24 protein-coding genes are annotated in these 24,350 nt (G+C 50.2%); 15 read left to right on the top strand and 9 right to left on the bottom strand.

Annotated features, from left to right (window positions below; genetic code table 11):
• Positions 1-126: 126 nt before the first annotated feature.
• The 6 genes from HZB31_12665 to HZB31_12640 are packed head-to-tail and all read right to left on the bottom strand — an operon-like array spanning position 127 to position 6,512.
• Positions 127-1,293, bottom strand: a complete 1,167-nt coding sequence (locus tag HZB31_12665; protein MBI5848771.1) for a response regulator — start codon at positions 1,291-1,293, stop codon at positions 127-129.
• Complete coding sequence (locus tag HZB31_12660) at positions 1,290-1,685, bottom strand: response regulator (GenBank protein ID MBI5848770.1); 396 nt, start codon at positions 1,683-1,685, stop codon at positions 1,290-1,292. Before HZB31_12660 ends, HZB31_12665 begins: the two co-directional genes overlap by 4 nt.
• Positions 1,670-3,559, bottom strand: coding sequence for a sensor histidine kinase (locus HZB31_12655; GenBank protein MBI5848769.1), 1,890 nt, complete (start codon positions 3,557-3,559; stop codon positions 1,670-1,672). Before HZB31_12655 ends, HZB31_12660 begins: the two co-directional genes overlap by 16 nt.
• A 10-nt stretch (positions 3,560-3,569) precedes the next feature.
• Complete coding sequence (locus tag HZB31_12650; GenBank protein MBI5848768.1) at positions 3,570-4,538, bottom strand: ABC transporter substrate-binding protein; 969 nt, start codon at positions 4,536-4,538, stop codon at positions 3,570-3,572.
• A gap of 19 nt (positions 4,539-4,557) precedes the next feature.
• Positions 4,558-5,496 (bottom strand): ABC transporter substrate-binding protein, encoded by a 939-nt coding sequence (locus HZB31_12645; protein ID MBI5848767.1) that lies wholly within the window; start codon positions 5,494-5,496, stop codon positions 4,558-4,560.
• A 47-nt stretch (positions 5,497-5,543) separates the two neighbouring features.
• Complete coding sequence (locus tag HZB31_12640) at positions 5,544-6,512, bottom strand: ABC transporter substrate-binding protein (protein ID MBI5848766.1); 969 nt, start codon at positions 6,510-6,512, stop codon at positions 5,544-5,546.
• Positions 6,513-6,788: 276 nt separating this feature from the next.
• Here HZB31_12640 and HZB31_12635 point away from each other — a divergent pair, with 276 nt between their 5' ends.
• The 3 genes from HZB31_12635 to HZB31_12625 all read left to right on the top strand — a co-directional run bounded on the left by HZB31_12635 (position 6,789) and on the right by HZB31_12625 (position 8,586).
• The gene (locus tag HZB31_12635) at positions 6,789-7,817 is read left to right on the top strand and encodes a 3-deoxy-7-phosphoheptulonate synthase (GenBank protein MBI5848765.1); all 1,029 of its coding nucleotides are present in this window, start codon (positions 6,789-6,791) and stop codon (positions 7,815-7,817) included.
• A 199-nt stretch (positions 7,818-8,016) separates the two neighbouring features.
• Positions 8,017-8,373 (top strand): RNA-binding protein, encoded by a 357-nt coding sequence (locus HZB31_12630; GenBank protein MBI5848764.1) that lies wholly within the window; start codon positions 8,017-8,019, stop codon positions 8,371-8,373.
• Between the two features lie 6 nt (positions 8,374-8,379).
• Positions 8,380-8,586 carry a 30S ribosomal protein S21 gene (locus tag HZB31_12625; protein MBI5848763.1) on the top strand — a complete coding sequence of 69 codons (207 nt, stop codon included), beginning with the start codon at positions 8,380-8,382 and terminating at the stop codon, positions 8,584-8,586.
• A gap of 116 nt (positions 8,587-8,702) precedes the next feature.
• Here the strand turns inward: HZB31_12625 and HZB31_12620 are convergent, their stop codons facing one another.
• From HZB31_12620 to HZB31_12610, 3 genes are all read right to left on the bottom strand, one after another.
• Complete coding sequence (locus tag HZB31_12620; protein ID MBI5848762.1) at positions 8,703-9,899, bottom strand: MFS transporter; 1,197 nt, start codon at positions 9,897-9,899, stop codon at positions 8,703-8,705.
• Between the two features lie 960 nt (positions 9,900-10,859).
• Positions 10,860-11,606, bottom strand: coding sequence for a hypothetical protein (locus tag HZB31_12615; protein MBI5848761.1), 747 nt, complete (start codon positions 11,604-11,606; stop codon positions 10,860-10,862).
• Between the two features lie 75 nt (positions 11,607-11,681).
• Entirely contained in the window at positions 11,682-11,951 is a 270-nt protein-coding gene (locus tag HZB31_12610; protein MBI5848760.1) for a hypothetical protein, read from the bottom strand.
• Positions 11,952-12,378: 427 nt separating this feature from the next.
• On the opposite strand from HZB31_12610, the gene pheA reads away from it, so the two are divergent.
• The 12 genes from pheA to HZB31_12550 all read left to right on the top strand — a co-directional run bounded on the left by pheA (position 12,379) and on the right by HZB31_12550 (position 23,953).
• Positions 12,379-13,452 (top strand): prephenate dehydratase, encoded by a 1,074-nt coding sequence (pheA, locus tag HZB31_12605; GenBank protein MBI5848759.1) that lies wholly within the window; start codon positions 12,379-12,381, stop codon positions 13,450-13,452.
• A complete protein-coding gene (locus HZB31_12600) occupies positions 13,449-14,528 on the top strand; it encodes a histidinol-phosphate transaminase (GenBank protein ID MBI5848758.1) in 1,080 nt (359 codons plus the stop codon). Before pheA ends, HZB31_12600 begins: the two co-directional genes overlap by 4 nt.
• Positions 14,529-14,603: 75 nt before the next feature.
• Positions 14,604-15,629, top strand: coding sequence for a 3-deoxy-7-phosphoheptulonate synthase (gene aroF, locus HZB31_12595; GenBank protein MBI5848757.1), 1,026 nt, complete (start codon positions 14,604-14,606; stop codon positions 15,627-15,629).
• Positions 15,630-15,632: 3 nt separating this feature from the next.
• Complete coding sequence (locus tag HZB31_12590) at positions 15,633-16,487, top strand: prephenate dehydrogenase/arogenate dehydrogenase family protein (GenBank protein ID MBI5848756.1); 855 nt, start codon at positions 15,633-15,635, stop codon at positions 16,485-16,487.
• Complete coding sequence (gene aroA / locus HZB31_12585) at positions 16,420-17,763, top strand: 3-phosphoshikimate 1-carboxyvinyltransferase (protein MBI5848755.1); 1,344 nt, start codon at positions 16,420-16,422, stop codon at positions 17,761-17,763. Before HZB31_12590 ends, aroA begins: the two co-directional genes overlap by 68 nt.
• Complete coding sequence (locus HZB31_12580; GenBank protein ID MBI5848754.1) at positions 17,760-18,422, top strand: (d)CMP kinase; 663 nt, start codon at positions 17,760-17,762, stop codon at positions 18,420-18,422. The genes aroA and HZB31_12580 overlap by 4 nt, the downstream gene beginning before the upstream one ends.
• Positions 18,423-18,437: 15 nt before the next feature.
• Positions 18,438-19,283 carry a 4-hydroxy-3-methylbut-2-enyl diphosphate reductase gene (locus tag HZB31_12575; protein ID MBI5848753.1) on the top strand — a complete coding sequence of 282 codons (846 nt, stop codon included), beginning with the start codon at positions 18,438-18,440 and terminating at the stop codon, positions 19,281-19,283.
• Complete coding sequence (locus HZB31_12570) at positions 19,283-20,863, top strand: 30S ribosomal protein S1 (GenBank protein ID MBI5848752.1); 1,581 nt, start codon at positions 19,283-19,285, stop codon at positions 20,861-20,863. Before HZB31_12575 ends, HZB31_12570 begins: the two co-directional genes overlap by 1 nt.
• Positions 20,864-20,904: 41 nt before the next feature.
• Complete coding sequence (gene sppA / locus HZB31_12565) at positions 20,905-21,708, top strand: signal peptide peptidase SppA (GenBank protein ID MBI5848751.1); 804 nt, start codon at positions 20,905-20,907, stop codon at positions 21,706-21,708.
• A gap of 13 nt (positions 21,709-21,721) precedes the next feature.
• Positions 21,722-22,003, top strand: coding sequence for an integration host factor subunit beta (locus HZB31_12560; protein MBI5848750.1), 282 nt, complete (start codon positions 21,722-21,724; stop codon positions 22,001-22,003).
• 811 nt (positions 22,004-22,814) lie between these two features.
• Positions 22,815-23,510, top strand: coding sequence for a hypothetical protein (locus tag HZB31_12555; protein MBI5848749.1), 696 nt, complete (start codon positions 22,815-22,817; stop codon positions 23,508-23,510).
• A gap of 74 nt (positions 23,511-23,584) precedes the next feature.
• Positions 23,585-23,953: a hypothetical protein gene (locus tag HZB31_12550; protein MBI5848748.1), complete on the top strand. Its 369-nt coding sequence runs from the start codon at positions 23,585-23,587 to the stop codon at positions 23,951-23,953.
• Positions 23,954-24,350 lie beyond the last annotated feature (397 nt).

The following is a 24,350-nucleotide window of genomic DNA, read 5'->3' as shown; positions in this document are numbered from 1 at the left end:
CGGCATGAAGAATACTGAAATCATCAACAATCTGCTTCAAATACTTCTCTGTAATGTCCTTGAACAAAATCACTCGGCGAATAGACTCTTCCAATAATTCCCTCTCGCCCTTTGAGTGAAGCATTGTCAAATGGATTCCTTTTCGGCAATAGCATTGTTATGGATCCGGGACAATTCCTGATCCTTGAGCTTGATAATATTAAAAGCGGCAACGGGTTTGGAAAACCCTTTAAGGGATAATTGATCCAGTGATTCTGCTTCGACGATTTCTTCGATTTTGCCTAACGTTTTTTGATTAATGAGGACCTGTCCACCTTTGGCTTCAGCGCAGAGACGGGCTGCCATATTCGCTACAGAGCCGATGACACAGTAATCCTTACGGCCTTCAAAACCGATCGCCCCGATAGTGGCATAGCCATGGGCGATCCCACAACCGCAGTCAAGGTTGTGACCGCGCTTCTGCCATTTATCTTTCAGTGCAGCCATACGCTTACGCATGGCTGAAGCCATCCGGACAGCACGCTCAGTCGGATTTGGCAGAGGCACCGGATCGTTAAATACGATCATCATGCCGTCGCCGACAAAGTGCTCCAGAGTGCCCTCATATTCAAGAATGAGTTTGGACATCTCAATATGATACTCGTTCAGCACCGAGATCACCTCCTCAGGCTCGGACAGTTCAGTGAAGGCGGTAAACCCGCGCAGGTCTAAAGAGACAACCGTCACCTCCCTTCGGTGGGCCTTCAGGGGATCATCTGCACCACCTGAGATGATAAGCTCAGCTAATTGAGGAGAGAAAAAACGTTTCAACCGTCCTATGCGCTCAAGCTGCTCCACCTGGTCCTGGACGCGCTGCTCCAGGGTCTTGTTCCACTCAGTTAGCTGGACTGCCTGGACCTGGACCGTATCATAAAGTTCCTTTATCCTGAGCAGCGAGCGCACACGTACCAGCAATTCCTGTTCGTCAACAGGCTTGGCAAGGAAATCGTCAGCGCCCGCCTGCAGTCCATTCATACGTTCCTCGGCCGGATCAAGAGAGGTGACCATCACTATCGGCAGGATCTCTGTAGCAGGGTTTTTGCGAAGGGTACGGCAGACCTCATATCCGTTCAGCCCCGGCATAAGGATATCAAGCAGGACAAGGTCGGGCTGCCCGGTCTCCACTTTTTCCAATGCTTCAGCCCCTGAGGTCGCGGTCACAACCTCGTAGCCTTTGTACATAAGTAAATCGGCAAGCAGCGTTACGTTTGCAGGAGTATCGTCAACCACCAGGATTTTAGCCGGATTATTCATTCGGTAATCCTTTGATCCCCGAAGCGCTCAATCGTGCCACGCACAGCCTCAAGAAACTCATCAATCTCAAGAGGCTTTCGCTGGTACCCGTCAAAACCTGCTTCGGTGATCTTTTGATGGTCCTGGGTCATGACCGAAGCGGTAACCGCAATCACCGGAATGGACGCTGTAGCCGAAGATGCCCTGAGACGCTTAAGCGCGTCAAATCCGCTTATTCCAGGAAGCCCGATGTCCATCAAAATAAGGGCGGGAAGATATTCGCCGGCCAACCGAAGACCCTCTTCTGCAGTATCGGACTCCAGGATCTCGTAGCCCTCATACTGAAGCAGATCCCTCATCAGTTTCATGTTCTTCTCATTGTCCTCGATAATGAGTATCAGCTTGCCTGACATGATGGTCCCTCCGTTAGGGTAAAGGTAAAGATTGAACCCTTTCCAGCCTCGCTCTCCACCTGTATTTTACCCCCGTGCAGCTCAATAAGTCTCTTTGTCAGCGTGAGGCCGAGCCCCGTGCCTTCACGTTTGTGCGAATCATCGCCCACCTGGCAAAACTCACCGAAGATAACCTGCTGGTCATCAGGTTTGATGCCTACGCCGGTGTCACTCACGGATATCTGCACTCCTCCATCAACAGGGCCAGCCTTCACATTGATTCGGCCGCCGTCCGGAGTAAATTTTACTGCATTGGAGAGCAGATTAAGTATGATTTGCTTTAGTTTGCGCTCATCACCCACAAAAGACCCGAGGTTGCAGTCAACAGCAAGATCAATAACAATGCCATGACGGTTGGCGCGTTCCCTTACCAGTGTAATCGAATTCTCCAAAGCAGACGGCAGGTCGAACTGTTTGACATCAAGTTCTATGCGCCCCGACTCAACTTTGGCGAGGTCCAGAAGATCATTGATAAGAGACAGAAGGTGGCTGCCTGAGGTATAGATATCATCAACATATTCAGCCTGCTTTGCGTTCAGGTCACCAAACATGCGCTTCTTCAGTATCCCTGAAAACCCGATGATGGCATTCAAAGGCGTACGTAACTCGTGACTCGCACTGGCAAGGAACATGCTCTTGGCCTGATTGGCGGCATCGGCAGCATCACGGGCAAGAAGGAGTTCAGCAGTTCGTTCATCAACCTTACGTTCCATGCCTGAATAAGACTCGCGAAGCCGTTCGGTCATGCTGTTGAACTGGTTTGCCAATGATTCGAGCTCGTCACCGGTATTCACTTCGATCTTCTGATCCAGCTCGCCTGAGCCAACTTTTTGCGCTCCCTCCTGCAGTATGCGAATTGGACGCACCAGTCCGCGTGCAAACCAGAGAGCAATCAGCACCGAGAACAACATCCCTGCAACCATCATAAATCCAGTTCGCCAAATAGCGGCGTAAAGTGTATCGTAAACCTCGGTTACTGGCTGCTCGACAAATACCTTCCAGCCTAATGGTTCGATGTCGGCGTATGAGGCAAAGACCTTTTTACCAGAGCGATCATGCGTTTTTATCACCTTCACATTTGATGCATCCTGCCCGGCAAGCGCAGATTTCACATGATCAAGCCGGGACAGGTTGGTCTTTCCGAGCACCAGCCCAATGTCGGGGTCAGCGATGAGGTTTCCGGTGCTATCGACCACATACGCCTTGCCTTTTTTACCGATCTGGATGTTTGTCACCACATCCCAGATGAACTTCAGGTTTACTTCGATAATGGACACAGCGCCCTCTCCGATGCGGGATCGCACAGCGATTGTCATATACGGCTCGGTCTCCTTCCTGAAATAGACCGGTCCGTACCAGGCTATTCCCGGTTTAGCTCCGAGGAAGGCCGGGTCCTGCGAGCGGTCTATTGAGGAGCCTATAGCATCCATATCCAGGCGGGACACCTTCAGCAATTCGCTGCCATTAGTGTCGAGCTGTGAAATATCGCTCACAGCCGGCACTTGCCGCATCAGCTTGAGAAATTCGAACCTCCGCTGTTCAATGCCTGCTGCGCCCTTGCCTAACTGAGGGAGCGCAACAAAACTGAGCTGTTGTTCAATCTGGAAAACGAACTGTTCGATTCTTAATGCAGCGGCATGCGCTTTCTCATGCTGTAAGCTTCCAAGGGTTGACTGGTGCTCCAAATAGGAAAAATAGGCACTGGTTCCGCCAGATACAAACAGCGTCCCGCAGACCAGCAGAAGGATCAGCAGAAAGTTCTTGCGGAACAGTCTGCCACGGTAAAACTCCGGAGCGGCATTGGTCTTCTTTGTGAAGAACCCTCGTAACTTCATGCCGGTCCGTTCATTGAATCAACACATCCGCCCGCAGCAGTAACGATTGTGGAATGGTAATGCCGAGGGCCTTGGCGGTTTTTAAGTTCACTGCCAATTCGAACTTGGTTGGCTGCTCGACGGGAAGGTCAGCAGGCTTGGCCCCTTCGAGGATCTTCTTCACATAGATCGCGGAACGGCGATACAATTCAGGGCGGTTTACGCCGAAAGACATCAGGCATCCGGCGGTTACGAATTCCGAATAGACGGCGATGGTCGGGATCTTCTGACTTGTCGCGAGCCTGGAAATAGTGTCTCGCTGATCGTAGAACATCGCCTCGCCTAAAACTAATAGAGCGTTCGGCCGGTACTGTGTAATCGCGCTGAAAGCGGCAGCGAGACTCTCGGGCGATGCAGCATCGAACGCACGTGCAGTAATGCCAAGGGTAGACGCCGCAGCACGCATACGATCGAACATTTTTGGGTTCGTCGGATTTTTCGGGTTACTGAGGACTGCAATACGGGACGCACGGGGAAGCACTTCGCGCAGGAGTTCGATATTCTTGTTGCTCGCGTCCTCATTCTGACTCGTAAACCCGGTTGTGTTGCCCCCGGGGTGTGCGAGGCTCGCAACCAGGCCGCTGCCCACCGGATCATTGGAGGCCACGAATATGATCGGGACAGTTTTGGTCGCCTTCTGCGCCGCACGCACCCCTGCGATCACGCTCGCCATGAGTATCGTTGGGTTGCGCTTCACCAGCTCATCTGCAAGGGCGGGTAACTGTTCGTATTTCCCGTTGGCGTAGCGTTCTTCGAGGACATAGTGCTTGCCCTCCACCATACCGTTCTCTCGCATGCCTTCGCGAAAGGCGGCCAGGGAAACAGCACTCCCTTCCGGGCTGCCCGGCCAGAGGAATGCGATACGCGTCGGGGCCTGCGCTAAACATGGCACCGCGACCACCAGAAGCATTGCAATAAATATTATTCTGATCATAGTCATTCTTGCACTCCTTGTCCATTCATTGAATCACCTCGTCCGCCCGCAGCAGCACCGATCGCGGGATGGTAATACCAAAGGTCTTGGCGGTTTTTAAGTTCACTGCTATCTCGAACTTGGTTGGTTGCTCGACAGGAAGGTCAGCAGGCTTGGCCCCTCCGAGGACCTTCTTTACATAGATCGCGGAACGGCGAAAGATATCTGGGCGATTTGGGCCGAATGAGATCAGGCATCCGGAGGTTACGAATTGCGAATTATTGGTGATGGTGGGAATCCTGCTGCTTGTAGCGAATCTGGAAATAACGTCTCGCTGAGAGGAGAACATGGAATCGGGGAGCACCAATAACGCATTGGGCCGGTAATGTACGATTTCACTGAACACGGTATCGAGACCTTTGGGCGTAGTCACATCGAAAGCCCGCGTGGCAATTCCGAAGGAGGAGGCAACAACACGGACGCGCTCGAACATTTTCGGGATTGACGGATTACCCGGGTTGCTGAGGACTGCAATACGGGACGCACGGGGAAGCACCTCACGCAGAAGTTCGAGGTACTTGTTGATCGCGTCCTCATTCTGACTCGAAAGTCCGGTTGTATTGCCACCGGGATGCGCAAGGCTTGCGACCAGACCGCTGCCTACCGGGTCATTGGTGCTTACAAATATGATCGGAACTGTTTTGGTCGACTGCTGCGCCGCACGTACCGCTGCAATCGTGTTCGCCATGATGATATCAGGGTTGCGCTTCAGGAGTTCCTCGGTGAGCGCAGGGAAGCGGTCATACTTTCCGTCTGCATAGCGCTCGTCGAGGATATAGTGTCTGCCCTCAACCATGCCGTTTTCGCGCATGCCGTCCTTGAAGGCGGCTGAGATATGTGCCTCACCTTCCGGGCTGCCCGTCCATAGCCAGGCGATACGGGGCGGCTGCTGCGCCCAACAGGGAAGCGCAATCAGCAGGAGCATGGCAATTAATATCTTCCTGTCTGTTTTTATACTAACACTCCATCCATTCACTGGATCACCTCGGCAGCCCGCAGAAGCACGGATTGCGGGATGGTGATTCCAAGTGCCTTAGCGGTTTTTGAGTTCACTACTATCTCGAATTTGGTTGGCTGCTCGACTGGCAGGTCAGCAGGCTTTGCCCCACCGAGAATCTTCTTTACGTAGATTGCAGAACGGCGAAAGACATCCGGCCGATTTGGGCCAAATGAAATCAGGCATCCGGATGCTACGAATCCCGACTGTGCAGCAATTGCCGGAATCCTCTGACTCGTTGAGAATTTGGAAATTAGGACTCGCTGATCGTAGAACATTGCATCGGGGAGCACCAATAACGCGTGGGGCCGGTACTGGGCTATCTCTTTGAATACAGCATCAAGCCCGGCCGGCGTTGTCACATCAAACGCCCGTGCAGTAATTCCGAAGGAGGCAGCAACAACACGGAAACGTTCAAATATTTTTGGACAGGACAGATTATCAGGGTTGCTGAGGACTGCAATACGTGAGACACCTGGGAGTAACTCTCTCAGCAGTTCGATGTACTTGTTGCTTGCATCCTCATTCTGGGTCGAAAGTCCGGTTGTATTACCTCCCGGATGTGATAGGCTTACGACCAGTCCGCTGCCGACCGGGTCATTGGTGTTCACAAATATGATAGGGACTGTCCTGGTTGCCTGCTGAGCTGCACGCACCGATGCGATCGTGTTCACCATGAGTATTGCAGGATTTCGCTTCAGAAGCTCTTCGGTGAGCGCCGGGAAGAGTTCATACTTTCCATCTGCATAGCGCTCGTCGAGGATATAATGTCTGCCCTCAATCATGCCGTTTTCGCGCATACCGGCCTTGAATGCAGCCAAGACAACTGCAGTCCCTTCCGGGGTTCCCGGCCAAACCCAGGCAATACGGGGCGGCGGCTGCGCCCAACAGGGAACAGCGATCGCCAGAAGCATTGCAATAAGAATTTTCCTGATCGTTTTCATTTCTTGCACCCCTTCCCCTTATCTATAACAAGACAAACCAATGTTGACACGAAGGTGCGAAGTAATACGGGATGATTGTACGGCTTATTTAAGCGTTATGCTAATCTTTGTTTCCTGGTGTGTCAAGCCAACGTTGAAATGTCCGGCGGGGTGAATGAAACATAAACGTGGCAACCACATAATTTCATCTTTCCACTCAGGATTAAGGTTGGAACAAAAAAATATCAGAATGTTTTACAATGAAGAACATATTTTGAACATAAAGCGAGGGAAATTATGAGCTTTCAGTATGTCCGTGAAATGCCGAGCGTGAAGGAGATCATGCAGACCATGCCGCTTTCGGCAGGCCTGAAGAAGATCAAGAAGCAGCGGGATGAAGATATCAAGGCTGTCTTTGAAGGCACCAATGACAAGCTCCTGGTGATCATAGGGCCCTGCTCTGCAGACAACGAAGAAGCCCTCTGCGAATATGTGGCGCGTCTGGCCAAACTCCAGGACGAGACGAAGGATAAACTGATCATCATCCCCCGCATTTATACCAACAAGCCGCGCACGACCGGCGAAGGGTACAAGGGAATGGCGCATCAGCCAAAGCCTTCTGAAGCACCGAATATGGTGAAGGGCCTGAAGGCCATCCGCAAGATGCATATCCGTGCCCTCGAAGAGTCACACCTGCCTTCAGCAGACGAGATGCTCTATCCCGGCAATTATCCTTATCTTGAAGATATTCTGAGCTATGTGGCGGTCGGAGCCCGGTCAGTAGAAAATCAGCTCCACCGGCTTACGATCAGCGGACTTGATATCCCTTCCGGCATGAAGAACCCCACCGGCGGGGACCTTGAGGTTATGCTCAACTCTGTGCAGGCAGCACAGCTGCCCCATGTTTTTGTGTATAACGGATGGGAAGTGAAGACCCCCGGAAACCCTCTGGCCCACTGCATTGTCCGCGGGGCTGTTGACCCTTACGGCACGAACATCCCGAACTACCATTACGAAGACCTTATCCGGCTGGCTGAAATATATAAAAAGCGTAATCTTGCCCATCCATCCATTATTGTGGATACCAATCATGCAAATTCGAACAAGAAGTTCCATGAGCAGCCGAGGATAGCGAAAGAAGTCATGAGGAGCCGCGAACATTCAAAGACGCTCAGGATCAAGGTAAAAGGTTTCATGATCGAAAGCTATCTCGTTGAGGGGACCCAGAAGATCAGCGAGAATGTATATGGCAAATCGATCACTGACCCCTGCCTCGGATGGGAAGACTCGGAGCGTCTGCTCAGGGACCTGGCAAGCTACCTGTAAACGGGCGTCAGAGGCCTGTCTGCCGCTTCCGCCGGGATTGGCATGAAGCCTGATACAGGCAGAGCGCCTGTCTGGCATTTTACAAATGTTGTTATTTTGTTTATAGTAATGCAGTAACTTTCGGAGTTGAGGGAACCTCAGAGACTCTCAAAGTCTTTGAGGTTTTTTTATTGTATGAACACTAACAGGAGGACGTACCGTGGAAAAAAAGCTTTATGTCGGCAATATCTCATTTCAGGCAACAGAAGATGATCTGAGAGAACTCTTCGCAAAAAGCGGCGACGTAGAATCCGTGAAGATGATAACTGACCAGTTTACCGGCAAGCCCAAGGGATTTGGCTTCGTGGAGATGGCAACGGAAGAAGATGCGAAAAATGCAATTGCAGCTCTCAATGGGACAACCTTCATGGACAGGGCGATGACCGTGGCAGAGGCGAAGCCTCAGCAGCCAAGGGAAAAACGCAGCTTTGGTGGTGGCGGCGGTGGCAGAGGCGGATTTGGCGGCGGCAAGGGTGGATTTGGTGGCGGCAAAGGCTTCGGAAGAGATCGGGGATAATCGGCCTTGGATATAAAAGTCACAGGAAACGACATTGAAAAGGCGCTGAAGGTACTGAAACGCCAGCTGCAGAAAGAAGGGCTTTTCCGGGAGATCAAGCAGAGGAGTTTTTATGAAAAACCCTCGGAAAAAGACAAGCGGAAACGCAGAGAAGCACAAAAGAAGCGGCTTAAGGCACTAAAGAGCAGAAGACCGATCAAGAAGACCGATTAGGCTCCCTGACTTGCCCTAGCAGGGACCTTAACCAGGCGGCTGGATACAAGAGTAGTCGATACATCAGCATGGGATATTTTTTAGTCCTGACGCCTGCAATCCTTCGGTGCCTGCTGCTATGTTCTGACAATCCCTTCCCGCGCCTTCTCCTGCGGTCTTCTCAGAAACAGCGTCAGCAAAATCGCTCCGCCCGCTAACGTTGCTGCCATCAGGAAACTTGAGGAAAAGCTGCCGTTTTTTTCAGCCAAAATTCCTGCCACAGAAGGTCCGGCTATCTGTCCGAATCCGAAGATAAAGGTCACCAGGCCAAATGCAGCCGGTGCATTGCGCGCTCCCACATAGTCGCCTACCGCAGCAGCCATAATCGAAGGTATGGACCACGCAACAATCCCGAAAAAGAAGATCGACAGATAAAGAAACAGGCCCGGAAGACCTGAGGCGACAAGAAGATAGGAAAGTGTCTGGAGTGTAAAGACCATAATCAGTCCCGTCTTCCTGCCAAGTTTATCCGAAAGCGTACCGAACACCGGGCCGGAAAAAAGGCTCAGGAAGCCGACCCATGCCCAAAAATTTCCGGCAAGGGCTTCTGAAAATCCCCGTTCCTTAACCAGGGTTGTGACAATAAACGTCGCATAGATAACATAGGTATAGCCAAAGAGAAAATAGATGACGCCAAGGTAATAGATCATCCCTTCTTTGTAAACATTCATAAACGGTTTCGGCGTTATCGGCGCAGACGAGGAAGGCTCACTCCCCACCGGCATCAGGCCTTTGTCTTCAGGTCTGTTCCTTAGAAAAATTGCGCTGATGACCGCAATAACCGTCACCATGCCGCTCAGGATAAGCCAGCTTGTCCTCCACCCTTCGCTTCCGGCTACGCTATTTATATAGGGAATAAGCTTGCCCGAAAGGATGATGGCAAAACCGCTGCCGATCACCACAAAGCCTGCTGCCCTGCCCCGTTTCTTTGCCTTGAACCAGGCGGATACCAGCCCCATGACAGGCACATTCGTAGCTCCACTGCCGATGCCGGTCAGCATATAGAGCACCAATACGTGGTAAAAAGAGACAGCTCGGCTCACGAGAGCCATTGATACCCCAACCAGCAGGAGGGAGAAAAAAATGACTATGCGTGGTCCTGCCTTCACCGCAATATGGCCGCTGATCAGAACAGATGCCAGATATCCCAGAAAATTCGCGGTGCTGATAAAACCCATCTGGGAATAGGAAAGGTGAAGCGTTGCGGCCATGGAAGGCAGCAGCATCCCAAGGGCAAACCGGCCAAAACCGAGGCAGGCCATAATACAGAACATGCTGGTAAAGACAATAACCCAGCCGTAGTGCAAAGGAGGGTTCTTTCTTTTGCTATTTTTCACAGTGCACAATATACCATTGTTTGAGCGTAAAGCTAAAGCGAAGCAATGCTATTGCATCTTGAAAAAAGATAACGTGGCAAGGAAATGGGATGCGTGCCTTTCTCTGGCTGCATGTTTCACATTTTGAAAGCATTTTCCATGCAGAGTATAAGGAATAAGTGGAAGGGTTCAGCCTCTCGTAGACGATGTGATTTCCCCTCTGTATCTTTACTATGGGGTATAATCTAACCATACGGGGGCACGTCCAGGACAGCGCCACTCCGGCTGGATACGCAAAAACAACGCGCCTGATAATTGTGATAATTGTGATAATTGTGATAATTGTGATAATTGTGATAATTGTGATAATTGTGATAATTGTGATAATTGTGATAATTGTGATAATTGTGATAATTGTGATAATTGTGATAATTGTGATAATTGTTATAATTGTTATAGTATGATGTAAAATAGGGGTTACTCAATGAAAGAAATTATCGCTACAGGAATAATTCTCATCCTGTCTGGATGTGGCCCTGCAATCATTGGGGAACAGACTGCGGACCCGATACCCGAGGGGTGGTATAGTCCGCATAAAACGGATATACAGCTTTCGCATGACAGGGATCAATGCCGCACCCGGTGTATAAACGCTTGAGACGTGTCACTGTGTGAGTCCTTCTGTATGAAGGGCAGAGGATATGAGTGGCGTTGATTCATTCTTGCGGGGTATGGAATGCATTACGCGGTTTTAGACAGGGGTAACTTCAGTTTATTAATACTATTTTCTACAGCTCTGTTTCATTAAATTTCGGCGGACTTCATAAACGGCCTGAGCATGGCAATATAAGTCCCTGCTTCCATGCACACGAATACTCACCCGTTCTGTTCTTTCAGGCTTCATATCCGGATGATGGCTCACACCGTCAAAACCGGCCGGATCGAATGCAGTTGCAGTTCAACCAGTGTCGGTCCGGGCAGCGGCTTATTCCCAAAAAGAAGCGGCAGTACCCTGCGTCGGGTCGGCGCCCTGAGCCTGTCAAAGGTCCTGTATTCATCGCAGAGGTGTGCTGCGTGCGCCCAGCCTCCGACGACTTCAGCAGTATAATCGAGGCGGCGCAGAAGACGCTGGTCGTCAAAGTAGAAGATCTGCTCACGGCTGTGTGTTGGAATATCAGGGGGAAAGGTCACCTGAAGCCGGGTGAATTGTCCAGGGGCTCCCTGTAATGGTTCAAGCGACTTAATAATAAAGCCTTTGCGGCTAAGCATGAAGGGCGCGGTCAAATAGTTCCAGGTGGCATAGGCTGCGAAGTAGATAAAGTCCAGATCGTCCCAGAAAAACTGCCTGCGGATGCGTTGGAATGCGGCACGAGGGTTTTGTCTCTGCGCAATAATATTTCCTTTGCTGTCAAGGATACGGACCTCGTCAATGCCGATCAGTTCAGCGGTCTGACCCGGTTTCGGGAAATCAAAGATGAAGAACTTAGGCTCGGTCGTGAGGGCCCGCATACTCACGCGGCGCAGAACAGGCCGTTGCTTTGCCGTAAATAGAAAACCGCCGGCTGACATTTCGACGTCGAGCGCTTCGAGGCTGTTCCAGTACTCCATACCGCCATGCGCTTCGATAACTTCCTGCAGTATCTGCATGGCATTTTCCTCGACCATCAGGGTTATCTCCTTAGCGAACGTTCATGAACGAAAAAATAACCCAAGAGGCGAAGCCGAATTGGGTTATTTTTATTATTGTGCCAATCCTTTCTTCTTTCTCTGTGCTCTATTCCAAAGGAATTGAAGACCGACGATTCCTGCGATTATGGAAATGACAAGAATCGTTGTTTGTACTATGCCTTGTATTTGGAAATACCAATCTGGCGCACTGTCACCCCAACCGAGAACAAGAGCACAAAAAACGTACCACATAATACCTATTGCCTCGCCAAAAACGAATCCCAAAAATGCACCAACAATGAGGAGAATAACTTTAATTTTAATTTCCTCTGAATTTTTCATAATATCTCTATTTCTTAGGGTTAACATTGTTTTTTATGCCACATGCATCTTTTTCGTCATTATATGGGCAAATAAGGACACCGTCAAGGAATATCTGGGAAAGGAGAGGAGCTATCTATCTGAAAAGAAACGAAATAGATTAATCCTTATGACATTCTTCTTGCATGCCTCATCAGGTAAAGAGCGACCCATCCGCAACAAATTCATTCAGTTGCAGGGCAGTAAATCATAACCCCTCCTCGCCTCCCCTTATCTTCAGGGGAGGAAGAACCCCCTCTTGAGGTAAGAGGGCAACAACAGGTGCTTTAAGCATGGCGTTATTTTGATTACCCTCAAACAGCCAAACTCCTTGAAAAAATAAGGATTTTTCGGGTAATATTATTGCTCAATCGCGCTAAAACCTGCGGAGGGGGAACAATCAATAACCATGGGTGAACTGGACAAGCTCAGAAAGAAGATCGACGCCTTTGACGACGAAATACTCGAACTCTTAAACAGGCGTTCAGAAGTAGTCATCGAGGTCGGCGGCATCAAGCGCACGCAGAAGTCCCGCTTCTACAAGCCTGACCGCGAACGCCAGATCCTTGAGCGCCTTACCTCGCACAATAGAGGACCATTCCCCAATGATGCACTGAAGGCGATCTACCGGGAGATACTATCAGCATCGGTCTCGCTTGAGGAGCCTCTGAAGGTCTCCTGCCTCGGCCCCCTTGCGACCTATACGCACCTTGCAGCCCTGCGCCATTTCGGCTCGTCAGCAGCTTTTCTGCCTGTTGACAGCATCAAGAAGGTCTTTGAGAATGTCGAGACCGGCAAGGCGGAGTACGGCGTTGTACCGATCGAAAATTCGAACGAAGGTGTTGTGAGCCACACGCTCGACATGTTTATCGACTCTGAGCTGCAGGTCGTTGCGGAGATCATCCTTGAGATCTCGCATAACCTGCTTTCGAAACAGACAGACAGGACAAAGATCAGGAAGATCTACTCACATCCCCAGGGGCTCGCCCAATGCAGGGGATGGCTTGAAACCAATATGCCCGGTGTGCCGGCCGCTGAATCGACCAGCACTGCCAAGGCAGCTGAACTGGCTGCAAAGGAAAAAAACACTGCCGCAATCGCAAGCGAGATCGCGGCCCGTATGTATGATCTGAATATCCTTGAGAGAAACATCCAGGACAACCGGAGGAACATCACCCGATTTCTGGTCATCTCGAAGGAGTTCCCGCACCGCACCGGCAATGACAAGACCTCGGTCATGTTCTCGATCAAGCATAAGCCGGGCGCGCTCTATGAAGTGCTGCTGCCCTTTAAGAGGACAAAGATCAATCTCACAAAAATAGAATCACGGCCTTCAAAGAGAAAGGCCTGGGAATATATTTTCTTTGTCGATATGGAAGGTCATGTTGAAGACAAAAAGATACGCAAGGCCATCGACTCGCTGACAGAAAACTGTCTCTATCTTAAAATTTTAGGATCATATCCGCAGGGGAAGGTATCATGATAAAACCGCCTGACTATATCGCAGTCATTGCCCCCTATGTGCCGGGCAAACCGATCGAGGAACTAGAACGGGAGCTTGGCATTTCGAACTCGATCAAGCTCGCCTCAAACGAGAACCCGCTCGGCCCCTCTCCCGAGGCCGTCAAGGCGATAAAGGATTCCTTTTCAGACCTGAACCGCTATCCTGATGGAGCCGGATATTACCTGAAAAATGCGCTTTCAGAAATGCTTTTGATAACCCCTGATGAACTGATTCTCGGCAATGGCTCAAACGAACTGCTCGACATTGCTGCGCGGACCTATCTGCAGGCAGGAGACGAGGCGGTCATGGCATCTCCCTCCTTTGTCGTTTACGGCATGGCAGTGCAGTCTGTCGGCGGCAAGTCGATACAGGTGCCTCTGAAGGACTTCCGCCATGACCTTGAAGCGATGGCAGCGGCGATCACGCCAAAGACAAAGATGATCTTCATCGCAAACCCGAACAACCCCACCGGCACAATCAACACGAACGATGAGTTTGACCGCCTGATGGAAAAGATCACTGACGATATGCTTGTCGTGATTGACGAAGCGTACTATGAATATGTTACTGCCCCTGACTATGCAGACAGCATGAAGCAATTTAGGGCAGGCAAAAACATCCTTATCCTGAGGACCTTTTCGAAGATCTATGGCCTTGCCGGGCTGCGCATAGGATATGGCATTGCGAAGAAAGAAATCCTTACGGACATGAACAGACTCAGGGAGCCCTTCAATACCAATTCCCTAGCGCAGAAGGCGGCACTGGCAGCACTGAGAGACACGGCACACGTAGCCAATTCCCGAAAAACCAATAACGAAGGCAGGGAATATCTGTATCAGCAGCTCGCCGCTCTCAATATCTCCTTTGTTCCGACAGAGGCGAACTTTATCTATATCCCGATAGCTGACGCCGTCGGCCTGAACAACAGCATGATGAAAAAAGGCGTTATCACAAGACCGATGGGGCCCAGGGCGATCCGCGTAACCATCGGTCTGCCTGAGGAAAACAGAAGGTTTATTGAAGCATTCAAAGAAGTGATCAGTGTAAGTGCTTAGTGTCAGACAAGAAATACACAGACCACTACTGACACGGCAAACTGACACGTACACTAACTCTGGAGGAATATCAAAATGGATATCATTGTATTAGGTGCTGAAGCAACGGAAGAAGACATCCGTCATATCGTCAAGAAGCTCGAAAGCCGGGGGCTGCAGGCGCATATATCAAAAGGCACGGAGAGGACGATCATCGGCGCCATCGGTGACACCTCAAAGGTGACGGAAGAAGAGGAAGACTCGTTCCGTGCTGCACCGGGTGTTGAAAATGTCGTCCGGATCGTCAAACCGTACAGGCTTGCAAGCCGTGAGTTTCAGAAAGAAAATACCGTCATCAACGTACGCGGCATTGCCATCGGCGGGAAAAAAATACCGGTCATGGCAGGCCCCTGCGCCGTAGAAAACAGGACCGTGCTCAGCAGTATCGCCGAAAAAGTAAAAGCTGCCGGAGCGACATTCCTGCGCGGCGGCGCATTTAAACCCCGCACATCCCCGTATGCATTCCAGGGACTCGGGGAAGAAGGGCTTCAGTATCTTGCAGAGGCGCGGGAGAAGACCGGACTGCCGATCATCACCGAGATCATGGACCCGCGCGACATGGATGTGATCAATAAATATACGGACATCATTCAGATCGGCGCACGCAACATGCAGAACTTCAGGCTCCTTCTTGAGGTCGGTACTTCCGATAAGCCGGTGCTGCTGAAGCGCGGACTTGCATCGACCATCAAGGAATGGCTCATGTCTGCAGAATATATCATGTCCCGCGGCAATCATAATGTCATGCTCTGCGAGCGGGGCATCAGGACTTTCGAAACCGCAACAAGAAATACGCTTGACCTCAGCGCTGTGCCTGTTTTGAAGGAGCTTACCCATCTGCCCATTGTGGTTGACCCAAGCCATGGCGTGGGCAAGCGGAGCCTGGTCGCTCCCATGGCAAAAGCAGCAATTGCAGCAGGAGCTGATGCGCTTATTATCGAGGTGCACTCCAATCCTGAAGAGGCGATGTCTGACGGAGACCAGTCCCTGAGACCGGAACAGTTCGAACAACTCATGAAAGAGATGAAACCGGTAGCAGCCGCCGTTGGCAGGGAGATCTGATCGTTGGTCTTCCCTAAGACAGCAGTCCTTGGCGTTGGATTGCTCGGCGCATCCTTCAGCCTTGCGGTAAAAAAACAGAATATCTCCGGCCATGTATTTGGCTATGGCAGAAGCAGGGGGAATCTTGAGCGCGCAAGAAATATGGGGATTATCGACGTTATTTCTTCAGATCCTGCATCAGCATGCAGCGATGCTGACCTCATTCTCCTTGCTGCACCAACAGGGTCTTTTATTGAACTGGTAAAACAGGCCGCCCCTTCTTTCAAGAAAGGAGCGATCGTCACTGATGTGGGGAGCGTCAAAGGCGACCTCGTTTCTGAGCTTGAAAGGCTGATGCCTCCTGATGTGCATTTCATCGGCAGCCATCCCATAGCCGGCAGTGACCGTTCAGGTATTGATTTTGCGCATGCTGATCTGTTCCGTGATGCACTCTGCATCGTAACACCTACGGAACAGTCCGATCCCGCTGCGCTGAAGAAGGTTACAGCTCTCTGGACAGGCCTGGGATCAAAGATACTGTCTATGGGTCCTGCCGAACATGACAGGGTATATGCTGCCGTAAGCCACCTGCCCCATCTTATTGCATATACCATGGTCAATACCGTATCGGACATTGACGCCTCTTATCTGTCCTATTGCGGTCAGGGCTTCAGGGACATGACCAGGATCGCCGCAAGTTCTCCGGATATCTGGTCGGATATTTCTCTGCTCAACAGACAGAATCTTATAGAGATGATAGCAGTATTCAGGAATAATCTGAGCCGGTTAGAGACGCATCTAAATACAGGTGATGCGGGCTCGCTCAGGCGGGAGTTCGCCAGAGCGAGCGAAGCGAGGGAAAACATTGGACAGGATTGAGATAACAAAAGCAGCGCGGTTCTCAGGAGAGGTGACCCCGCCCCCTGACAAGTCCATATCACACAGGGCTGTAATGTTCTCCTCGTTAGCCAAAGGGAAGGGCATGGTCAGAAACTTTCTCAGGGCACAGGACACCGAAAGCACCATGCATGCCTTCAGGACCCTCGGGATAGAGATCGACGACCAGGGGCATACCCTTATTATTTACGGCAAAGGGCTGCATGGACTTACTGAACCGGCTGACGTCATCGACTGCGGAAATTCAGGCACAACGATCCGCCTCCTTTCAGGCGTGCTTGCCGCAAACCCGTTCTTCTCGGTGGTGACAGGAGACAGCTCTCTGCGCAGCCGGCCTATGGCAAGGATCATCAAACCCCTCAGCCTTATGGGTGCCCACATTACAGGAAGGGACAACAACCGTTACGCACCGTTCGCGATCAGCGGCGGCAACATCAAAGCTATCGTTTACGATATGCCGATGGCGAGTGCCCAGGTCAAATCAGCTATTTTGCTGGCAGGTCTCTATGCAGGGGGCATGACCATGATAACTGAGCCCTCAAAGTCGCGCGACCATACAGAGCGTATGCTGCCTGCTTTCGGCGCAGACCTCAAAACAGACGGGCTGAACGTATCGGTCCATTCAGGTAAAGAGCTTTATGCTCAGGAGATCGACGTGCCGGGCGATTTTTCTTCAGCTGCCTTTATTATGGTCGCGGCGCTCCTGATCCCGGGGGCAGAGGTTATCCTCCGGAATGTCGGGATCAACCCGACGCGGACCGGCCTGATCGATGTCTTACGGAGTATGGGAGCGCATATAGAGATAGAAAATGTGCGTTCCGTATCCGGGGAGCCGGTGGCAGACATCTTCTGCAAAGGACAGGCAGGCCTGAAGGCGGCAACGGTCACTGCCGAGATGGTGCCTTCCCTGATCGACGAGTTCCCGATCCTCTGCATTGCCGCTGCGCGGGCGGAAGGCACGACCATTATCAGGGGCGCAGAAGAACTGCGACTGAAAGAATCGGACCGCATCAAGGCAATGGCTGCAGAACTTTCCAAAATGGGGGTAGCACTCGAGGAGTTCCCTGACGGCATAAGCATAACCGGCAATGAAACCCTCAAGGCTGCAGAAGTAGACAGCCATGGTGACCACAGGATCGCCATGGCCATGGCAGTGGCAGGCCTTCTTGCCGGGGGTACGACCGTGATCAACAACGCCTCTGCCGTTGCCATTTCATTCCCTGATTTTTTCGCAGACATCCGCAGGCTGACCGCATGAACAAGGTAATCGCCATAGACGGGCCTTCAGGGGCAGGCAAAAGCACCATCGCCAAACTCCTTGCGCAGGACCTCGGCTATGAATACCTTGATACCGGCGCCTTATACCGCGCTGTTGCACTTGGCCTCCTGCACCGGGGACTGAATGAGGACTCGGGCGATGATGAGATCGCAGCAGCACTGGAAATAACAAAGGTATCCTTCAGAAAGGGCAAGGTCTATCTGAACCATAAGAACGTTTCTGAGGAGATCCGTTCACCTGAGGCAAGCCACTTCGCGTCAGTTTTTTCTGCCCACCGTCTTGTCCGGGAATTACTGCTCGATATCCAGAGAGAGGCATTGCAGCATGAAAACCTGGTAGCTGAAGGCAGAGACATGACAACCGTAGTTTTTCCCTATGCGTACAAAAAGTTTTATCTCGATGCCTCTGCAGAAGAACGGGCAGAACGCCGCACCCTTGAAATGAATGCAAGGGGATATGAGGTCAGTAAAGAAAAGATCCATCTGGATATTCTTGAGCGTGATGCCAGAGACTCAGGCAGAGATCTGGCACCTCTCAGAATAGCAGAGGATGCGGTAGTCATCGACTCCACAGGCATGTCCGTGCAGGACGTATTCAGAAAAATCCTCAGGATCATCCAGCAGGGTGAAGAGCGGTGAAGCGGTGCATCTGATATGAAGATTATCACCGCAAAACGGGCAGGCTTCTGCTTTGGCGTAAAGCGTGCTATTGATATTACCTTTGATATGGCAAAGGACAATAAAAAAGGCCTCTACACGCTCGGCCCGATCATCCATAACCCCCAGGTCATTGCGAAGCTGGAGGAGGAAGGCATATCCCCCCTTGAGATAGACGACCTTGATAACAAAAAGATTTCTTCACTGATTATCAGGACCCACGGCATACCCTTCCAGACCTACGATTCGATCACATCCAGGGGCATCAAGATCATTGACGCGACCTGCCCGTTTGTAAAAAATGCACAGCACTATGCTAAACTTTTGAAGGAAAATGGCTATCAGGTCGTTATTTTGGGGGATAGAAACCATCCTGAGGTAAAGGGTATCGTTAGCTATGCGGGTGACGATGCCATAGTGCTTGATGATAATTCCGCGCTGCCGAAACTCAAACCGAAAGTCGGCGTCGTTGTCCAGACCACCCAGCCCATTGAGGCGCTGAAAAAGGCCCTTTCGCAGATCATTGAACACGCGCGGGAAGTAAAGGTATATAATACAATATGCAACTCGACAGCCCTGCGGCTCAAAGAGACAGAAAAAATGGCGCATAAGGTGGATATCATGATCGTTGTAGGCGGCAAGAACAGCGCAAACACGACACAGCTTTCCCACCTCTGCAGTTCCATGTCGGTCAGAACCTATCACATCGAGACAGAAGATGAGCTTGATGCGTCCTGGTTTGACGGTGTAAAAAAAGTCGGCATTACCGCAGGCGCTTCGACGCCTGACTGGATCATACGAAAAGTAGAAAAAAGAATACATACTATAGGGGGAAGCCAGTAATGGATGAAACGATGAACAACAACGAAATGGAGAGGCTCTACGCCGAGACGTTCCAGACGATCTCTCCTGGCGCGCTGCTGCGTGCCAAAGTGATCTCTATTAAGGCAGATGGTGTCATGGCCGACATCGGGTATAAGTCTGAGGGCTTTATCAGAAAAGAAGAGTTCTCCGAGGAAGAGCTGCGGCAGCTAAAGCCCGGTGATACCCTTGAGGTATATGTCGAACAGATGCGGGATTCCGAAGGCATGATGCGCCTTTCCAAAGAACGGGCATCAAAAATCAAGTCCTGGGATTCCCTAGAAAAAGCAGCGCAGGAAAACAGCCTCATCGATGGCAAGATCATTGAAAAGACCAAGGGCGGGATGACCGTTGATATCGGCGACGTCAAGGCCTTTCTTCCTGCTTCGCAGATCGATATCAAACTGATCAAGGACCTCGACAGTCTGATCGGAAAGATCATGTCCTTCAGAATCATCAAGATGAACAGCAAACGCTCCAACATCATCGTATCGCGAAGGATCATCCTTGAAGAGGAGCGGTCGCAGAAAAAGGGCGAAACCCTCGGCAAGATCGTTGAAGGCGCGCTTATTCATGGTGTCGTCAAGAATATCACGGACTACGGTGTATTCGTAGACCTCGGCGGGCTGGATGGACTTCTGCACATTTCGGACATCTCCTGGGGAAGAATAAGCCACCCCAATGAGTTCTTTTCCGTTGGCGATGAAATTGAAGTCAAGGTCCTGAAGTATGACGCTGAAAAAGAGAAAGTTACCCTCGGATTCAAACAGAAAAACCCTGACCCCTGGGAAAACATCGTAGCGAAATACCCGGTGGGTGCAAGGGTAAAAGGCAAGGTCGTGAGCATCACCGATTATGGGGCATTTATTGAGATCGAAAGCGGTCTTGAAGGTCTTGTCCATGTCTCTGAGATCGACTGGTCACCGAGACCAAAGCATCCGTCCAAATATCTGTCGATCGGTGAGATGGTAGAGGCTGCTGTCCTGAGAGTTGATCAGGCAGATCGCAAACTCTCTCTCAGCATTCGCCAGACAAAACAGAGTCCCTGGCAGCTGGTCAGGGAACATTATCAGCCCGGGCAGATCGTATCAGGAAAAGTCAGAAGCATCACTGACTTCGGCGCCTTCGTAGGCCTCCCGGAAGGTATCGATGGCCTCATCCATATATCCGACATGTCCTGGACAAAACACGTAAAACATCCTTCAGAGCTTCTGAAAAAGGGGCAAAAGGTCGATGCAGTCATCCTCTCTATCGATGCCGAAAGAGAAAAAATTGCACTCGGCCTGAAACAGATCGAGCCCGATCCCTGGATCAGCAGGATCCCGGAGCAGTTCAAGCTCGGCGATGAGATTTCCGGTGTAGTGCTGAAGACAACTGATTTTGGCATTTTTCTCGAAATGGAAGGCAGCGTTGAAGGACTTATCTATTCCTCTGAGATCATACAGCCGGAGGGAGACCCGATCAAGGATGGCGACCATCTCAGGGCCCGCATCATCAGGATAGACGCGGACGAACGGAAGATCGGCCTCAGCATGAAACATGTGGGAAAGACTGAACATTGAAGAAGGCCTGTGTTGTCATAAGTATCGTTCTCCTTTGCCTCATGGTGATAAGTCTGTCCCTTACGCTGTTGCAGAAGAAGATACCGCTCAGGAGCCGGGTTGCGCTGGTCAGGATTGAAGGTCCTATCCTCGATTCCAGGGATATCGTAGAGGAAATCAAGGAACATACCAAAGACCTCTCGATCAAGGCGATCATCCTCCGGATTAACAGCCCGGGCGGAGCAGTAGCCCCCTCTCAGGAAATCTATGAGGAAGTGAAAAAAGCTGTTGCGGCAAAGAAAGTTGTGGTATCCATGGGCTCCATCGCCGCATCCGGCGGCTACTATATTGCCGCCCCTGCTGACATGATCATTGCCAATCCCGGCACGTTGACCGGCTCCATAGGCGTGATCATGGAGATCCCGAACATCGAGGGCCTTATGTCCAAGATCGGGATCACGACGGAAGTGATCAAGAGCGGCAAACACAAGGACATGGCCTCGGCATTCAGAAAAATGGGGCCCGAAGAGCGGGAACTCCTTCAGGGCGTGATGGACAACGTGCACGAGCAGTTCATCACGGCAGTGGCAACCGGAAGAAAGCTGAAGGTCGAGGATGTAAGGGCAATTGCTGACGGCAGAATCTTCAGCGGCCAACAGGCACAAGCACAGAAGCTGGTTGATGAACTCGGCACACTCGAAGACACGATACGAAAAACAGCTGAACTGGTCGGCATTTCAGGAGAGCCGGACGTGGTGGAGAAAAAGGAAAAGACCTCTTTCATGGAACTCCTGAAGGGCAGATTCCCTAAAGAGCTTACGGATATTTTTCCGACACTCAGGATAAAATTTCTCTATACACCTTAGGAACGGAGGTCATATGACAAAGTCAGTCCTTATTGAAAAGGTCTCGGAAAAGGTTGACGGTCTTACACGAAACCAGACAGAGATCGTTGTCGAGACAGTGTTTGAAAGCATCAAAAAGGCTCTGATGAACGGCGAGAAGATCGAGATACGCGGGTTTGGAAACTTCCGGTTGAAGAACCGCAACCCAAGAAAGGCGAGGAACCCGAAGACCGGGGAGAGTGTTGACGTGCCCGGCAAGAAGGTCCTCTATTTCAAGGTCGGCAAAGCGCTCAAAGAAGCCCTGAACACAAAATAACCGTTTTATTTCCTCGTTTATAAAAGGCCGCAGCATCGCATCAGATGCTTGCGGTCTTTTTTGTCTCCTCGCTCTTCATGCTATGGTGTGGTTGTCATTCCGGCTTGCTTGTGCCCTATGTGTGGGTACCCGGAATCTTTCATGTTTATCCCACTTCACTGAATAGTTACACAATCGCAGGTTTATATATTTACATTTTCCGGATGTTTCATTAAACTTTCTCAGGGGACAAAAAGAGATAAAGCCATTCCTCTTATGTATTCACGTATGACCCGTGCAGACATTCATGAAAACAAAACTATGCTGCCTTTCATCTCCGCTGGGCAGCTATCGGCGGCAGCCTGTCAAAAAACAGCAGTGGGATTGTCGATGCGTCTGTCAGGAATCAAGACCGTAGAACTTGTTGTCGAGAAAATAGCATGGCAGCCTCCGGCACAAAAGTTTGCCGACAATGATCGTGTGCCTGTATGAATCAGTTTTACTGAAAAGGATTTGAGAGAGGCGGCGAGGACTGCTAAAGGCAGATGGAAACCGGATATGAAATTGTGGTTTATCAGATACGGGAATATCAGGGGAACAGCTTTGGCAAAGCATATAGTATTAGATGCTTTGCCAAGAGGGTAAAAGATGCAAAAGCATCTAATACTATATGCAACACAGGTATCTAATATTAGATGCTTGTATATGATATTAGATGCTTTACTGTAACTACATAATAACTGGTTAGCGCTCAAATAAAACGACATGATATATGATTTAGTTTGCGATTAATACTGTTCGCTGAATTACAATTTGTTGAGGAGGCTTATTAGTGGAAAAGACAGAATCGATCAGTCATTTAGAAAGTATTGCAGATGTAGTAATTCCATTGGCCTTTATTGTTCTGTTGATTCTTGGTTTTTATTTTATCGTCTTTGGGTCTGAGAAAGTTGTTAAAAAAGATACAATTAAAAGAGACATGCAACACGTGATAATGCAGAACGGTGACCTAAAAGCTGTAAAACAGTTGTACGCCAATCGAGAAATCGAAAGATATACTATACTTGACAGGTTGTCGGGGCGCTCCTCCTATTATGATTCTGACGTGCCCCTCTCGGTAATATTGGAGGATCTTCGCTTGGGTCTATTTGAGACTAGGCCTGCTTGGAAAGATTCCCCTAAAGACTTCAATATACTTCTTGAGCGTGTTGATTCTATAATTAAAGAATATATTCAAACGAATCCTTTTGATAGTCTAGAAGATATTCAAAAAGATTATTTTGAAAATATCAGACTGAAATTGTCAGCTCAGTATCCGCTTGTACAAACTGAAGTTAATAAAATAGCTGACGAACTCAGAAATAAAAATATACTTGTTGCAAGGTATCTGAAAGATTCTACAAGAAGTTATTGGATATCAATAATTGCGTTTGCAGTGTCGACTCTGATAGCATTTATTCAATTTTGGCAAACCAATAAATATAGACGACAAATCGCTAACAAGTCCATCGAGGCCGACCGGGGATAAACTGTCGGTTTTTTTCATTAATTATATTTCCCCTGCCCCTCATGCCCGGCGTTAGACTGAGAAGGAGGTCACATATGTCTTTCACATTTCGTTTCTTATCGCTCGTTGGCATTTTCATCCTTATGCTTTACTCCCCTTTAACGGCGTCACAAAAGGAATCACAGATGAACCAGCGCGTTAAAAAAATACGAGAGTCGGTATTCAGAATCGTAGTTAACGGGCAGCCATCAGGAACAGGTTTCGCCGTCGCACCCGATCTCGTGGCTACGGATTTTCATGTAGTGCAGCAAATATCACAGGCTCCTAATGGCCAGACAAGTGTCACTTTCGCGCAGCAAATTGAGGTCGAGTTTGCCGACGGCACCAGGTTTCCTGCTATGCCTCATCCAACTGTCTCGGGCGCAAACTTGAAGGAATCATTGGTAAGGACGTTGCTTTACTGACAGTAACAGGCAAATCGCTGAAACCTTTACCACTTGGTCGCTTTGCCGATGTTCAAGAAGGCGACGACATCTATCTTGCCGGGTAACCACTTGGTGTAGAACAATCGATTGTGACCAGGGGAATGTTGTCGTCGAAGTGGAGGACTGGTGGCTATCTCGGTCAAGGTAGTGATCGCGACGTAGCGTGGCTCGATATTTCAATGACAAAGGGTAACTCCGGCGGTCCAGTCCTACTAATGAGCGCGGACCCAGCCAAGATAGTGTCAAGAATCTTTCGCACATTTAATTTGGTGTCCTCATCTGGTTTTCCCTCTATGCTGCCAATTCCCTTGCCTGCTCCTCAAGCCGGTCCATCTTCAGATACTGTTTTAGTCCCCATTTTGTCCCTGCGATATGT

It is taken from the genome of Nitrospirota bacterium (genome assembly GCA_016235245.1).
In the GTDB taxonomy this organism is placed as follows: domain Bacteria; phylum Nitrospirota; class Thermodesulfovibrionia; order Thermodesulfovibrionales; family UBA6898; genus UBA6898.
Note: the sequence above shows the minus strand (reverse complement) of the source record. Positions and strands in the feature narration are given on the sequence as shown.